Below are 14,147 nucleotides of genomic sequence, written 5' to 3'. Positions count from 1 at the left end.
TTTTAGTTGTTACCTTCTACTTCTTGGATAATCCAGTCGTAACCTTTTTCTTCTAATTCTAAAGCTAATTCCTTAGTACCAGATTTAACGATTTTACCTTTGTATAAAACGTGAACAAAATCAGGAACGATGTAATCCAATAATCTTTGGTAGTGAGTAACTACTACAAATGATCTATTACCATCTCTCAATGTGTTAACTCCATTTGCTACGATACGAAGAGCATCGATATCTAGACCTGAATCTGTCTCATCAAGAATAGCTAACTTTGGATCCAACATAGCCATGTGGAAAATCTCGTTTCTTTTTTTCTCACCACCTGAGAATCCTTCATTTAAAGAACGGCTCATTAGAGATTTGTCGATAGAAACAATTTTCATTTTTTCTTTCATCTCTTTCATGAAATTAGCTGCATTATAAGGCTCCTCACCTCTTGCTTTTCTAACTTCGTTTACCGCTGTTCTTAGGAAGTTAGTATTACTAACACCTGGGATTTCAACAGGATATTGGAAAGCAAGGAATAAACCTTTTTGTGCTCTTTCCTCTGGTGACATTTCTAACAAGTCTTCTCCATCGAAATCAACATCCCCGCCATCTACTTCGTAGTCTTCTCTACCTGCTAATACAGAAGCTAAAGTACTTTTACCAGAACCGTTTGGTCCCATAATAGCGTGAACTTCTCCCTCTTTAATGTCAAGGTTGATTCCTTTAAGTATCTCTTTGTCTTCAATTGAAGCTTTTAGATCGTTGATCTTCAGCATTTTTTTTATGATTAATTGTTAGAAATTCGTATTAAAAAATCTTAGTAACACTACAAAAAGTACGGTATCATTAAGATACTATTACTACGGTCTGCAAAGTTATTTAGAATTTTTTTAAATAGGAACTATTTTGTCAACTAATAGTTTCCTAATTGTTACTTTTTTTCATAAAAAAAGGTCTCGTCATTGACAACACCTTTAGTTCAGTAAATATGAAAATGAAAAAAGATAACTCTAAAATAATGTGTAAACACTACTTGATAAATTAATTTTTTTATACAAGTTTTGAATTCACAATGTAAAACTAATAATATTATTTGAAAAAAGGAGACTTTAATCACCTTTTTGAATATTATTTGATGTCGATTATCACTAAAAATAATAAAAATGCTTCAGATTGGACAATCCTACCAAGTAGATTTCAAGTTTTCACAGGAAGACGTAAACGCATTTGCTCGTCTAACAGGAGATACTAATCCTATCCATATTGATGAGGAATTTGCTGCAAATACTCCATTTAAAAAACCTATCATGCATGGTTTTTTATCCGCTTCTATATTTTCAAGAGTATTAGGTACAGAATTCCCTGGAAATGGCTCTGTATATTTATCTCAAAATATGGATTTCTTAAGACCTATGTTTGTTGATGAAAATTATTCAGCGGAATTTGAAATTACTGAAATTGATTCTAGAAGAAAGACCGCGATTATTAAAACGACTATAAAATCGGAACAAAATAAGATAACTGTTAAAGGTGAAGCCAAAATTATGCACAAAACTTTAATTGATTAGTCACATTTGTTTACATTTGTATTTTTGACAAAGTGATTAAGAATCTCAAGTACAAAATATATTATTAAGTTAGTCTATTTTGTACGGTTTAACTTTATTTTTTATGCCTAAAAAGAACTTCGCTCAATCTACTTTCTTTTTGATATTCTCTTATAAAGGATATTTAGTTAAGAGATTGGCTGTAGACCTTCTATGGATTGCAATCCCGACTACTATTTTATGTGCTATTCATGAACTAGGACATGTTGACATCGAAACTAACTTTACTTTACCTGGCCTGATGGGTGCTATTTTAGGTATTTTATTGGTTTTTCGTAACAACACAGCTTACGACCGTTGGTGGGAAGCAAGAAAAGTACTTGGAGGTTTAGTGAACACCTCTAGAAATTATGCACTTCAGGTAAAACAACTTTTACCTGATAGTAAAGAAAAGACAGAACTATTTGGTTTAATATCTGCTTTCCCTTTTGTATTAAAAGAACATTTAAGATCTGGAGTAATTTATCAAGAATTAGATTTCTTAGATGAAGAGATAATAAAAGAATTAAAAAATTGGGACCATGTTCCTAATGCTGTCAACCAATTAATTCAGGTACGCTTAAAATCAGTATATGACAGAGGTGAGATCACAGACTTTCAATTATTAAAATTGATTGAGAATTCTGATGAATTAATAGATATTATGGGGAAATGTGAGCGTATTCACAAAACTCCAATGCCACAATCACATACTTACCTTTTGAGAGCGTATATTTATATCTATGCTATCATTATGCCTTTGGGTTTAATTGAAAATCTTGAGTGGTGGACGATTCCTGCGGTAATCATCATTTATTATGTTGCCATGAGTATTGTTACTATTTCTGAAGAAATTGAAGATCCATTTGGTCTTGATCCTAATGATCTTCCTGTGGATAATATCGCAAATAATATCTATAAAAATATACAAGAAATCATTACAAAATAATGATAAAAATAATTCACCTATCTACTTGCTCCACTTGTAAAAGAATTATCAAAGAAATTGGAGAAGATAAATTTGATACTTTTCAGGACATTAAAAACGAAGCTATCACAGAAGTTCAAATTGAAGAAATGAAATCTCTTTCTGGTAGTTACGAATCTCTTTTTAGCAGAAGATCTAGGCAATTTAGGCCTATGGGATTGCATGAAAAGGAATTAACTGAAGAAGATTATAAATCGTTAATACTTCAAGAGTATAGTTTTTTAAAAAGACCTGTTATTATTGCAGAAGATCAAATATTTATCGGAAACTCTAAAAAAGAAGTAGAGAAAGCAAAAGCTGCTCTTTAAAAAATTATGGGAAGAATATTAGCCATTGACTATGGGACCAAAAGAACTGGTTTTGCTGTAACAGACCCTTTAAAAATGATAGCCTCATCTTTAGAAACTGTTCAAACAAATGTCATCATGAAGTTTATTAAAGAATATCTTCAAAAAGAAGAGGTCGAGCATTTTGTCATTGGACTTCCTAAAGGGTTAGACGGAAAAGCGACAGACAATACTAAACCAACTCAAAATTTTGGAAAAAAATTGGCTATTGAATTCCCTTCTATTCCGATAACATATATTGACGAACGTTTTACTTCTAAAATGGCCGAACAATCTATGATTGCAGGTGGCATGAAGAAAAAAGACAGAAAAGTTAAAGGAAATGTGGATAAAATAAGTGCTGCAATTATCTTGCAATCTTTTTTAGACCAAAATAGTTATTAATCCATTAAAGTAATATATAAATGATTTATCCAGTTGTCGCTTATGGTGATCCAATTCTAAAAAGAGTTGCAAAGGATTATACAAAAGAGGAATTAGAAAACGTCGGGGAACTTGTTGATAGCATGTTTGAAACAATGGAAGGAGCTTCTGGTGTTGGTCTAGCTGGTCCTCAAATTGGTTTCAATAAAAGAATTTTTGTTATTGACTCCAACCTAATGATTGATGAAGAAAGTGATGAAAAAGGTTACAAAGGTGCTTTTATCAATGCTGAAATTATCGAAGAATTTGGTGAAGATGTTGGTTTTGATGAAGGCTGCTTAAGTATACCAGGTGTAAATGGTGAAGTAATCAGACCTGAAGGTATCATCATTAAATATCTTGATGATGAATTGAAAGAAAGAGAAGAGGAATTTACAGGCATGACTGCTCGTGTTATTCAACATGAATATGATCATATTGAAGGTATTCTTTTCACCGATCATTTATCAGCCATTAAAAAGAGATTAATTAAAGGAAAATTGAATAATATCACAAAAGGGAAAGTCCCTCACGGATATAGAATGAGGTTTCCGAAAAAATAATTAACTTTAAGCTCCTAATATTAGGAGCTTTTTTATTGACTTTATTTTATAAATGAGACTTTTTACACTGCTTTTAATCGCATCATTATTCTTTGGATGCAAAAACGATGAAGTAAGCTGGAATACACCAACCACACTGGATAGTTATTTCATGACTGAAATAAATAAACACCGAGAAAAGAATAATTTAAGTACTCTAGAGGAAAACAATGCTTATTTTGAAGAAGCTAAACGTTTTGCCGCTGAATTAGCAAATAACCCTATGAACAGGGAACAACTTACTAAAGAAGAAGAAGAAAACGGTTATCACAAAAAAAGAATACAAAGTGTAACTGGTAGTACTGATATGAGAGGTTGTACTGCATATGCTGCTTACAATATCTTAGATCCTATACCTGATATTGTGAAAGTAATGGCCAATTCTTGCAGAAGTACTTTAGAAAATAGAAATGCCAACACATTTGGTGGGGCAGTATTTCAAAATTCAAATACTGGTGATTATTTTTATGTGGTTTTTGTCGGTAGATTAGATAAATAGATAGTTATATGTCACACCATCAAGAAAATTTCAAAGTTGCACTAATTCAGTATTCTCCAGAATGGATGAGTCCAACAGCTAATTTAGCCACTTTAGAAGAAAAACTTTGGGAAATTACTGAAGAAGTTGACCTTGTGGTACTGCCAGAACTCTTTACAACAGGTTTTCATAATGAGGCAGCTAAAAAAGCTGAACCCATTGGTTTAACAACTAGTAAATGGCTAAAGCAACAAGCTAAAAGGATGAATGCTGCTATCATTGGTAGTTTTCCTGTTCGTCAAGATAGAAATGTCTATAACCGCTTATTATTTACAAGACCTAATGGAGACATCTCTCATTATGATAAAAGGCATCTTTTTAGAATGGCTTCTGAACATATGGCATTTACTCCAGGAAATTTTCAGGTGATCGAAGAATTTAGAGGTTGGAGAATTAATCCAATCATCTGTTACGACTTAAGGTTTCCACTGTGGTGTAGAAATACCAATAATGATTATGATATTTTAGTTTGTGTTGCCAATTGGCCGCAACCTAGAATTGATGCGTTTAATACTTTATTAAAGGCTAGAGCAATAGAAAACCTATCTTATACCATTGGTGTTAATCGTATTGGAGAAGATGCCAACGGGGTACCTTATAATGGTCAATCTGCTGTATACTCACCAAAAGGGCGTGTAGCCAATACTTTATCTGATACAGATGAAATTCAAATTATTACCCTTAATTATAAAGAGGTACAAAATATAAGAGAGAAATTTCCTTCTCATTTAGACGCAGATCATTTTACTATACAATTATAATTCTCCATTGGATTCTGTCTTATTTCATATATTTCTCAGCCTCTCAGGCATTGCATTAATGCGATATGGTGCACTAATGCTAACAAAGGGTGCTACAGCATTAAGTTCCAAATCAAATTTCTCTGGTGTTCATATTGGTCTTACTATTGTTGCATTAGGTACATCTATCCCTGAAATCTGTGTTTCAACTATTTCAGTATATAAGAATGCAGAAGAATTAGCCTTTGGGACAATTATCGGGAGTAATACGTTCAACATCGTTTTTGGTTTAGGTATTTCCGCATTTATCATCAAGGTAAGAGTTCTATCAAAAAATATTTGGAGAGATACTATATTCGCACTTGGAAGTGGATGCTTATTGTTTTTCTTATTAAACAAGAAGCTGTTTCTAAATACTGAAGATAACTACCTCACTCCTTTTGACTCTTTCTACCTGATAGGTTATTTAATCACATATTACATCATTATTTTTGCGAGTAGTAAGAATAAAAAAGAAATCTATCTGATTAAAAAAATCCCAAAAGGTTTAATACATCATCATTATGTTGCTAGAGATATTATTGTAGGTCTTCTAATCATTGGAGCTGGAGCCTATATATCTGTTATAGAAGCATTATTATTGAGTGAATATACTTCTTTAAGTGCTCGCTTTATTGGTGTCAGTATTATGGCTATTTGTACTTCTTTGCCTGAAATTATCACTACAATTTCTGTAATGAGAAGAAAGAGACAAGATATTGCTTTTGGGAATATTATGGGTTCTTATATTATAAACTATCTAGTAGCCTCTTCCATATTAACAATAAAGGGTCCAATCCATTACGATTACACCCTTAATTATGACCTAACATTTTCTGTTTTAGCATGTTTGCTATGTGCTATGTTAAGTCTTTCTAGTCGATATTTAAAACTAACAAAAGTAACTTCTATGTTTTTATTATCACTAGGTATTTTATATTATATCACTACTTACCTAAGAGGATAATTATTTTCTTTTCCTTCTTCTTTTCTTTTTATTTGATGCTCCTCCTCCACCTTGTACTGGATTAGTAGAATTCCCTTGCGTTAATACATTTGATGCTGGAAGTTTTATATTTCTAAAAGCATCAGGGAATTTTTTCTTCAAAGGTCTAACATCATACCTTCCTTTACATAAGGTATTTAATGTATTGATGACTACTTCATCTTCAATGTTATCATTCACTTGCATTGAATAAAAAGACTTCATCAACTTAATGATTTTAACGAAAGCGTCCTCAAGGTTCTCCTCACCTTCTTGAAGTAAGGCGCTTTCAACCATTGATTCTAAGTTTTTACCAAAATGCTTAAAACGAATTCTTTTTTGAGTATAAGGAACAGTTCTAGGCTTTTTACGCATTTGATTTTCCGTTGGTAGCGGATAAGGTGCATCAATGTCTAAGTTAAACTCAGACATCACCTGAAGGTGATCCCATATACGTTGTTGGCTATCACTTAATTGCTTTTGTATTGGATGTAATTGTTTCATCAAAGCAATTAAAGTGTAAGAGTATTGTGTTCTTAAAGCTTTATCGTCTAATGAAGAGATGTACTTTACTAACTTTTCGATATTTCTACCATACTCCTTTAGGACAATATCTGACCGTCCAGTGTTATAGCTAAATTCGTCTTCCATATTATTATAGTAAGAAGTAACCTTTCATTGTGAAAGGTTACTATTATTTTTTATTCTACTGTAACAGATTTGGCCAAGTTTCTTGGCTGATCTACATTACAACCCCTCATTACAGCTATATGATACGATAATAATTGTAATGGGATACAAGAAATCATTGGCATTAATACCTCGTGAGTATCAGGAACTTCAATAACATGATCCACCATACCTGGTATCAACACATCACCTTCTGTCACTACAGCAATCACACGACCGCTTCTTGCTTTTACTTCTTGTAAATTAGACACTACTTTATCATAAGAACTATCTCTTGTTGCAATAACAACTACAGGCATTTCTTCATCGATTAAAGCAATAGGTCCATGTTTCATTTCAGCAGCAGGGTAACCCTCTGCATGAATATAAGAAATTTCTTTTAATTTTAAAGCGCCTTCTAATGCAACTGGGAAGTTAAAACCACGACCTAAATATAAAAAGTTCTTAGCATCTTTATAAAGAGATGAAATTTCTCTCACCGAGTCATTAGATTTTAATACTTTCTCTATCTTAGAAGGAATACTCTCTATTTCAGTCAATAAATCACTTAATTGAGCTTCTGTTAAAGAGCCTTTTTCTTTGGCTAACATCAAAGCCATTGTAGTTAATACAGTAAGCTGAGCAGTAAATGCTTTAGTACTTGCTACACCAATCTCAGGTCCAGCGTGAGTATAAGCACCTTCATGTGAGTTTCTCGCAATTGAAGAACCTACCACATTACAAACACCTAATACTATTGCCCCCTTAGACTCAGCTAGACTCATCGCAGCTAAAGTATCTGCTGTTTCACCAGATTGAGAAATAGCAATTAGAACATCGCCTTTACCAATAATTGGATTTCTATATCTGAATTCAGAAGCATATTCAACTTCAACAGGTACTCTTACTAACTCTTCAAAAATATATTCCGCCACTAAGCCAGCATGCCATGATGTACCACATGCAACAATAATAATACGCTTAGCACTTAATAAATCATCAAAGTGGTTAAAAACACCACCAAGTTTAACATGATTCTTTTTAGCAATGACTCTACCTCTTAAACAATCTGCTACAGATTTTGGCTGTTCCATGATCTCTTTCATCATAAAATGATCATAGCCTCCTTTTTCAATAGCTTCAAGCTCTAGCTCTAATGTTTGTAAGTAAGGAGTCTGAACCTGGTTCTTTACATCAGTAATGGTCATATTTCCATCCTTAAGTAAAACCACTTCCTCATCCTTAATATAAACTACATCTTTAGTATATTCAATTATAGGAGTAGCATCTGATGCAAGGAAAAATTCTCCTTCACCTACACCAATCACTAATGGTGATCCTTTTCTTGCTGCTACTAATTGACCTGGGTTGTCCTTTTGTGTTATAACGATAGCATAAGCACCAATTACTTCTTTCAGTGCAATTCTTACTGCTTCGTCTAAACTACAATTGTTATCTTTTTGTACTTGTTCAATAAAATGAATAAATACTTCTGTATCTGTGTCACTATGAAAAATATGTCCCTTTTCAATCAGTTGGCTTTTTAAAGCTTCATAATTCTCAATAATACCATTATGTACCATTGCTAAATTACTATCTGATGAATAATGAGGGTGTGCGTTCACATCGTTAGGAGCACCATGGGTTGCCCAACGGGTATGACCTATACCTGTAGAGCCTTTTGTATCCTGATTATCAATTTGTTTTTTCAAATCAGCAACTTTCCCTTTGCACTTAAATACTTTTACTTCATTTTCATCAATGAGAGAGATTCCAGCACTATCATAACCTCTGTATTCCAAGCGCTCAAGACCCTTGATCAGAATATTTAAGGCATCTCTTTGCCCGACATATCCGACAATTCCGCACATAGTTAAAAAATTTTAAGATGAATAATAATTATTTGCAATCAAAAAATGGGTCATTAAATACTGCATAATATACTACGAGACGCATTCTCATAGTTTGTCCATTTAACGGATGCAACATTTGACTTTTATCGTCAGCAAAAATCAATTTACGAACATTTTGATTCTGCTGTGAAGGTAATATAACTAAACCGTCATCTTGCAAAGGTAAGCCATAATATTGATTTATTGATCGTTCTTGCAAATAAGTTGCTAATTTCGCACTCGTATATGTTTGAGTGTTTCCACTATACGAGATACTATGATCACCAGAAGAAGGGTATTGTGATTGTAAATATCTATAATTTCTATTGGTCTCAGACAGACGGATTATTTCTCCATTCTCATCTTTAAAACCAAAATTCAGAAGTGCTGGCGGTGGTGTATTATCAGCAGGGAAAATTTTACCCTCTGCATCTTCAACACCAATTGGAGTAATAATTAAATCTGCTTTATTAATATGTACTTCTCTTAAACTATCATCTCCGCTAAATGTACCCGGTGCTTTTACAAATAGATTTCTAACTTCCGGAAATTTCAAACTTGCAACTAAACCTGTTCCCTCAAAAACAAATCCTTTATTATTCGTTTGCTCAGAATCTATCACATCACCAACATTAATACCAGATGTAAGTGTACCTGGCTCATAAGTGATGTTGTTAAATCTTTGAGAAAAACCTAGGTAATATTGCGTTCTAACAGTATCTTGATCACTATCATCAGTAAGGTAGTGCATATTCATAGTCACTACTGTACCAAAGTTTTCAAGAGAATATTTACCACACCAAGCAGACTCATTTCCTCTTTTTACTTTTAGAGCTAAACCTTTAATCTTACTAGCAAAATCTTCTTGATCTGCATACTCTGCATTTTCAATAATTTTCTGACCGAATTTATTATCAAGTTGAATCTTTACAGTATCTGATGTAACATCAGAAGGTTTAAAAGTTCTTGAACCCAATACCACTGCATCAGTTTTAACAGTATCCTCTGCAAAATACAATGTAGAATCACCGATAATATCTTCTGTGATTTCGTAAACTTCTAAAGTAATATATTTTGAAGTATCTCCATATATAGATTCTTTTTCTAAAGCTATAGAAAATGAAATAGAATCTAATGTTCTATCCTCAAAGTTCAAACCTTCTTCAGATCCTATACTTAATTGTGTATATGATGAAGTTGATGTTTTACCAATTTGTGTCCCTTCGTCAACATAACCCGCTAATAAATAGTTTGAATTTTTTGTTGCGATAGAATCGATATGCATGTTAAGAATTTCGATCTCTAAAGTATCGACATAACACATTTTCGTTTGATCATCAATTAAGTCTCCTCCAATTATGATTGTCTGTAAATCAGTTCTTGTACAAGAAAATGAAAAAGTGATTAATAATAGAGAAAATGCTCTTAATAAAAATTTATTGCTCATTTGATTTTTTTACTCAAAATATATTGCTTCCTACTCTACATTGTTGACAATGGTATTTTAAAAAAGGTTGAAAGCAAAGTATAAATACGGTGGGACAAAAATTGTAAATAATTAAGACGATCACAAATAAAAAAAGGTTATTGACACTTTCAATAACCTTTTTTTTTGTGAAAATATGATTTACAGTCCAACTATTCAGTTAAGCCTGTGTAAATGTCATAATAAGAATCAGCATATTCCTCTCCTTCTGGCTCCGTTTCCGTTACCTTTTCACCGTACGTAGAAAGTACTTCTTCTACTTCACCATTAATAGAATTAGATCCTTTAGTAACTTTATCAGCATATTCAGATCCAATTTTAATGAAGCTATTGTAATCAGCTGTAGAAAGTTCTGAAAGCATTGAGTCATCAATGTCTAACATTTTTACTTTTTTGGCTAACTCCTCATGATCAAATTTATGATCAAAATGCGTATCATAAACAGTAAATACTGTTTTAGCATTTTTGAACATAGGATCATTTTTATAAGAAGTTTTTAAGTACAATGGAATAAAACTAGTAAACCAGTCATTACAGTGTACAACATCTGGAGCCCAACCAAGTTTCTTCACAGTTTCGATTACGCCTTTACAGAAGAATACAGATCTATCATCATTATCAGAGAAAAACTCATCGCTTTTCTTATCTCTGAAAACTGATTTTCTGTGGAAATAATCCTCGTTATCTATAAAGTATACTTGTAGTTTAGCACTTTGTATCGAAGCAACTTTAATGGTAAGTGGTTTTTCGTCTTCACCAACAGCGATATTCATCCCCGAAAGTCTTACCACTTCATGTAATCTGTTCTTACGCTCATTGATTAATCCAAATCTAGGAACCATAATTCTGATTTCCATCCCTCTTTCTTGCATATGTTGAGGTAGCTTTCTAACATAGTCTGCAACTTCAGAAGTTTTCAAAAATGGATTTATCTCACTTGAAACGTAAAGAATTTTTAATTTCGACATATTTTACCGTATTTACACCTTTTCTACGCAAAAGTACGGAAGAACTTACTTAAATTCAACCTTTACGAGTAAACTAACATAAAATAGTCTTTTTACTTAATAAATTATTTCCTAAAAATCAAGCCTTAAAATGGACGTTTTTGACCAAGTTAGCACTTTAAAAAAATTTTTAAATAATTGTAGAAAAACAAATAAATCAGTCGGTTTTGTTCCTACAATGGGTGCTTTGCACGAAGGTCACCTCACTTTAATTAAAAATTCAACTAAAGAAAATGAGGTAACTATTTGTAGTATTTTTGTTAATCCTACCCAATTTAATAATGCCATAGATTTAAAGCATTACCCCATACAACATGAACAAGACTTTAAATTATTAAAGGATGCTGGTTGTTCTGCAGTTTTCCTACCTAGTGTAGAAGAAATGTACCCTAATGGTGTGTCGCAAAAGAGTATGCTTGCTTTTAATTTTGGAACCTTAGAGACAAGATTGGAAGGTGCCTTTAGACCAGGCCACTTTAATGGTGTAGGTATTGTTGTCAGTAAACTTTTTCACATGGTGGAACCCAACAAGGCCTACTTTGGACTTAAAGACTTACAACAGTTTTTAATTATCAGGAAAATGGTCAACGACCTTTCTTTCCCAATTGATATTAAGGGCATCCCTACAGTAAGAGAAAAAAGTGGGTTGGCGATGTCATCACGAAATCAAAGACTTACTGAAGAAGAGTTATCAATAGCCCCATATATATATCAAACAATAACGGAGATGAAAAATATGCTTTCAAGTAATCACTCTCCGAAAGATGTCTTAGAATGGGGTATTGATGAGATAAATAAAAACCCATCATTCCACCTAGAGTATTTAGATATTGTGAAAACAGATACTTTAGAAAGAGTGGATGATCAGCATTTACCTAAGAGTTATGCTATCGTCATAGCCTCTCATTTAGGTAAAGTTAGATTAATTGATAACTTATTAATAGAATAAAAAAAAACCTTGAAGATTTCTCTTCAAGGTTTTTTTATGGATTCTCAAATCTATTTTGAGATCTTTTCAGCGTATTTTACAGCTTCATATAAGTTAACTACACCACCACTTACTGATAATGATCCAAATTTAACTTTTTGAGGCTCTTCACCTTCTTCTAAACTATTATAACCAGGTAACAATACTTCCTTACTCTTCAATGGAGTTACTGTTTTCATTAAAATCTTCTTCACTTGTACTGCTGACAAGTTCGGATAATATGACATTAATACAGCTGCACAACCTGCAACAACAGGACATGCCATACTTGTACCATTTAAATTAGTATATTCTGAACCTGGAATTGTTGAGTAAATATCAAAACCTGGAGCAAATAAGTCTACACTTTTCTTAGCATAGTTAGAAAACGTTGCAGGGAGTTTCTCATCAGTCATCCAAGTTGATGCTCCAACCTCTATCCAATTCTTTGCAGTTTTGCCAGAATCATATTTATCTCTTGGGAAATTATTTCCTTTATCTGTATTCTTATGGTCATTACCAGCGGCATGTACTAGAAGTACTCCTTTTGATTCAGCATACTTAACAGCTTTATCTACTGTTCCTTTGTATGGCGAATAAGGTTTACCAAAGCTCATATTAATGATTTGTGCACCATTATCAACAGCATAAATAATTGAATTTGCAACATCTTTATCACGTTCATCACCGTTAGGTACAGTTCTGACAACCATAATTTCTACATTGTCGGCAACACCATCCATACCAATTTCATTTCCTCTTGAGGCAGCAATAATTCCAGCAACATGAGTACCATGAAGAGCATCAGGACCTGTTACTTTATTATTACCATAATCTCTTTGAGACTTATTGTCGATATCATCACCAACAATTTCACGAGTATTTAACTCATAATTATAATTGGATTTCACCTGACCTTCAAAGTAGTCAACACCTTCTTGAAGCTGATCATCTGTAACACCTTGTGAAAGAAGACCTAATGTCATCTCCTTCATTCCCATCAGTACTTCATCACTAGAATCAAATGATTCTAACGCACCAACAATTTCACCTTCATCTTCTAAATCGAAATAAGCCATAAATAATGCTTTTCCTCTTTGAAATTGGTGTAAATATGTAGAGTAACGTGTATAGTTTTCTTCTGCTTTAGTGTAGCCTTCTTCGAAAGCTTTTTTCACTTCTAACCACAAAGTGTATTCTTTTTTATCCGCTTTTGCTACATCACCTTCAGCTACTCCTTCAAACTTCTTACTAAGTTTTCCATAAAGACGAGCTACCTCAAGGTTTTCTTCATTCACCATTGATCCATCAGCACCACCAATAAAGTTCCAACCGTTTACGTCATCAACATAACCGTTGTTATCATCATCTTTACCGTTACCTGCAACTTCCTTTTTATTTTTCCAGATAACGTCCTTAAGATCTTCATGATCGATATCGATTCCGCTATCAATCACTGCAACCACAACTTTTTTTGATTTTTTATTTTTTAAAATCTCGTCGTATGCTCTTTCGGTTCCAACTCCATAAACACCATCTTGTTCATAGCTAAGGTTAAACCAATTCTTTGGAGCTTCTTTACGAGGTTCTTCTTGTGCGTTTGCAGTAAAACCTATATGGGTAAAAATAGCAGCACCCAATAAGATTTTTGAAATTGTATTTTTCATATGTGTGTATTAATCCCTACTTCTTAGTCTTAGGGAAGGAGTTTATAAAATATGATCTAATGCCTAATACTAATACTAGAATAATGAGAAAGGACCCCAAATTACCTAATATTAGATCAAATCGTTCAAATATAATTGGCAAGGTAACAAAAATGCTAGCGAAAATAAAACCCAATCCTAAATCGATAAACATCCTTTCTCGATCGGAATATTCGGGTTGTTTTTTACATTGTGGACATTTAGATTT

15 protein-coding genes are annotated in these 14,147 nt (G+C 32.9%); 9 read left to right on the top strand and 6 right to left on the bottom strand.

The genetic code is table 11. The annotated features are described in order from the left end of the window. Nucleotides 1–2 precede the first annotated feature (2 nt). Nucleotides 3–761, bottom strand: a complete 759-nt coding sequence (gene sufC / locus NH26_RS02545; RefSeq protein ID WP_044223858.1) for a Fe-S cluster assembly ATPase SufC — start codon at nt 759–761, stop codon at nt 3–5. Between the two features lie 387 nt (nt 762–1,148). On the opposite strand from sufC, the gene NH26_RS02540 reads away from it, so the two are divergent. From NH26_RS02540 to NH26_RS02505, 8 genes are all read left to right on the top strand, one after another. Next, the gene (locus NH26_RS02540; protein ID WP_044223856.1) at nt 1,149–1,553 is read left to right on the top strand and encodes a MaoC family dehydratase; all 405 of its coding nucleotides are present in this window, start codon (nt 1,149–1,151) and stop codon (nt 1,551–1,553) included. Between the two features lie 103 nt (nt 1,554–1,656). After that, on the top strand, nt 1,657–2,520 hold the full coding sequence (locus NH26_RS02535) for a bestrophin family protein (protein ID WP_044223854.1): 864 nt from the start codon (nt 1,657–1,659) through the stop codon (nt 2,518–2,520). Then, nucleotides 2,520–2,867 (top strand): arsenate reductase family protein, encoded by a 348-nt coding sequence (locus NH26_RS02530; RefSeq protein ID WP_044223853.1) that lies wholly within the window; start codon nt 2,520–2,522, stop codon nt 2,865–2,867. Before NH26_RS02535 ends, NH26_RS02530 begins: the two co-directional genes overlap by 1 nt. A gap of 6 nt (nt 2,868–2,873) precedes the next feature. Next, complete coding sequence (gene ruvX, locus NH26_RS02525) at nt 2,874–3,290, top strand: Holliday junction resolvase RuvX (RefSeq protein WP_044223851.1); 417 nt, start codon at nt 2,874–2,876, stop codon at nt 3,288–3,290. A gap of 20 nt (nt 3,291–3,310) precedes the next feature. Further along, nucleotides 3,311–3,871 carry a peptide deformylase gene (def, locus tag NH26_RS02520; protein WP_044223849.1) on the top strand — a complete coding sequence of 187 codons (561 nt, stop codon included), beginning with the start codon at nt 3,311–3,313 and terminating at the stop codon, nt 3,869–3,871. A gap of 52 nt (nt 3,872–3,923) precedes the next feature. Then, entirely contained in the window at nt 3,924–4,409 is a 486-nt protein-coding gene (locus NH26_RS02515; RefSeq protein WP_044223847.1) for a CAP domain-containing protein, read from the top strand. An 8-nt stretch (nt 4,410–4,417) separates the two neighbouring features. Continuing rightward, nucleotides 4,418–5,209, top strand: coding sequence for an amidohydrolase (locus tag NH26_RS02510; RefSeq protein WP_044223845.1), 792 nt, complete (start codon nt 4,418–4,420; stop codon nt 5,207–5,209). A 7-nt stretch (nt 5,210–5,216) separates the two neighbouring features. Then, nucleotides 5,217–6,194 (top strand): sodium:calcium antiporter, encoded by a 978-nt coding sequence (locus NH26_RS02505; protein WP_262494259.1) that lies wholly within the window; start codon nt 5,217–5,219, stop codon nt 6,192–6,194. Here NH26_RS02505 and NH26_RS02500 read toward each other — a convergent pair whose 3' ends face one another. The 4 genes from NH26_RS02500 to NH26_RS02485 all read right to left on the bottom strand — a co-directional run bounded on the left by NH26_RS02500 (nt 6,195) and on the right by NH26_RS02485 (nt 11,227). Beyond that, a complete protein-coding gene (locus tag NH26_RS02500) occupies nt 6,195–6,863 on the bottom strand; it encodes a DUF4290 domain-containing protein (protein WP_052432020.1) in 669 nt (222 codons plus the stop codon). It abuts the gene before it with no gap. A 50-nt stretch (nt 6,864–6,913) separates the two neighbouring features. Further along, entirely contained in the window at nt 6,914–8,752 is a 1,839-nt protein-coding gene (gene glmS / locus NH26_RS02495) for a glutamine--fructose-6-phosphate transaminase (isomerizing) (protein ID WP_044223842.1), read from the bottom strand. Between the two features lie 28 nt (nt 8,753–8,780). Next, nucleotides 8,781–10,220 carry a DUF4270 family protein gene (locus tag NH26_RS02490; protein ID WP_044223841.1) on the bottom strand — a complete coding sequence of 480 codons (1,440 nt, stop codon included), beginning with the start codon at nt 10,218–10,220 and terminating at the stop codon, nt 8,781–8,783. A gap of 191 nt (nt 10,221–10,411) precedes the next feature. After that, on the bottom strand, nt 10,412–11,227 hold the full coding sequence (locus NH26_RS02485) for a glycogen/starch synthase (protein WP_044223839.1): 816 nt from the start codon (nt 11,225–11,227) through the stop codon (nt 10,412–10,414). 130 nt (nt 11,228–11,357) lie between these two features. On the opposite strand from NH26_RS02485, the gene panC reads away from it, so the two are divergent. Then, nucleotides 11,358–12,215 carry a pantoate--beta-alanine ligase gene (gene panC, locus NH26_RS02480; protein WP_044223837.1) on the top strand — a complete coding sequence of 286 codons (858 nt, stop codon included), beginning with the start codon at nt 11,358–11,360 and terminating at the stop codon, nt 12,213–12,215. A 50-nt stretch (nt 12,216–12,265) separates the two neighbouring features. Here the strand turns inward: panC and NH26_RS02475 are convergent, their stop codons facing one another. Next, nucleotides 12,266–13,900, bottom strand: a complete 1,635-nt coding sequence (locus tag NH26_RS02475; RefSeq protein ID WP_044223835.1) for a S8 family peptidase — start codon at nt 13,898–13,900, stop codon at nt 12,266–12,268. Nucleotides 13,901–14,147: the final 247 nt, after the last annotated feature.

It is taken from the genome of Flammeovirga pacifica (assembly GCF_000807855.2).
Taxonomy (GTDB): Bacteria; Bacteroidota; Bacteroidia; order Cytophagales; family Flammeovirgaceae; genus Flammeovirga; species Flammeovirga pacifica.
Note: the sequence above shows the minus strand (reverse complement) of the source record. Positions and strands in the feature narration are given on the sequence as shown.

What these genes read in the sequence shown, in the direction of transcription:
- panC (WP_044223837.1), top strand. Translation starts at nt 11,358, where the DNA reads ATGGACGTTTTTGACCAAGTTAGCACTTTAAAAAAATTTTTAAATAAT.
- sufC (WP_044223858.1), bottom strand. Translation starts at nt 761, where the DNA reads ATGCTGAAGATCAACGATCTAAAAGCTTCAATTGAAGACAAAGAGATA.
- NH26_RS02475 (WP_044223835.1), bottom strand. Translation starts at nt 13,900, where the DNA reads ATGAAAAATACAATTTCAAAAATCTTATTGGGTGCTGCTATTTTTACC.
- NH26_RS02530 (WP_044223853.1), top strand. Translation starts at nt 2,520, where the DNA reads ATGATAAAAATAATTCACCTATCTACTTGCTCCACTTGTAAAAGAATT.
- NH26_RS02485 (WP_044223839.1), bottom strand. Translation starts at nt 11,227, where the DNA reads ATGTCGAAATTAAAAATTCTTTACGTTTCAAGTGAGATAAATCCATTT.
- NH26_RS02515 (WP_044223847.1), top strand. Translation starts at nt 3,924, where the DNA reads ATGAGACTTTTTACACTGCTTTTAATCGCATCATTATTCTTTGGATGC.
- NH26_RS02535 (WP_044223854.1), top strand. Translation starts at nt 1,657, where the DNA reads ATGCCTAAAAAGAACTTCGCTCAATCTACTTTCTTTTTGATATTCTCT.
- def (WP_044223849.1), top strand. Translation starts at nt 3,311, where the DNA reads ATGATTTATCCAGTTGTCGCTTATGGTGATCCAATTCTAAAAAGAGTT.
- NH26_RS02490 (WP_044223841.1), bottom strand. Translation starts at nt 10,220, where the DNA reads ATGAGCAATAAATTTTTATTAAGAGCATTTTCTCTATTATTAATCACT.
- ruvX (WP_044223851.1), top strand. Translation starts at nt 2,874, where the DNA reads ATGGGAAGAATATTAGCCATTGACTATGGGACCAAAAGAACTGGTTTT.
- NH26_RS02540 (WP_044223856.1), top strand. Translation starts at nt 1,149, where the DNA reads ATGCTTCAGATTGGACAATCCTACCAAGTAGATTTCAAGTTTTCACAG.
- glmS (WP_044223842.1), bottom strand. Translation starts at nt 8,752, where the DNA reads ATGTGCGGAATTGTCGGATATGTCGGGCAAAGAGATGCCTTAAATATT.
- NH26_RS02500 (WP_052432020.1), bottom strand. Translation starts at nt 6,863, where the DNA reads ATGGAAGACGAATTTAGCTATAACACTGGACGGTCAGATATTGTCCTA.
- NH26_RS02510 (WP_044223845.1), top strand. Translation starts at nt 4,418, where the DNA reads ATGTCACACCATCAAGAAAATTTCAAAGTTGCACTAATTCAGTATTCT.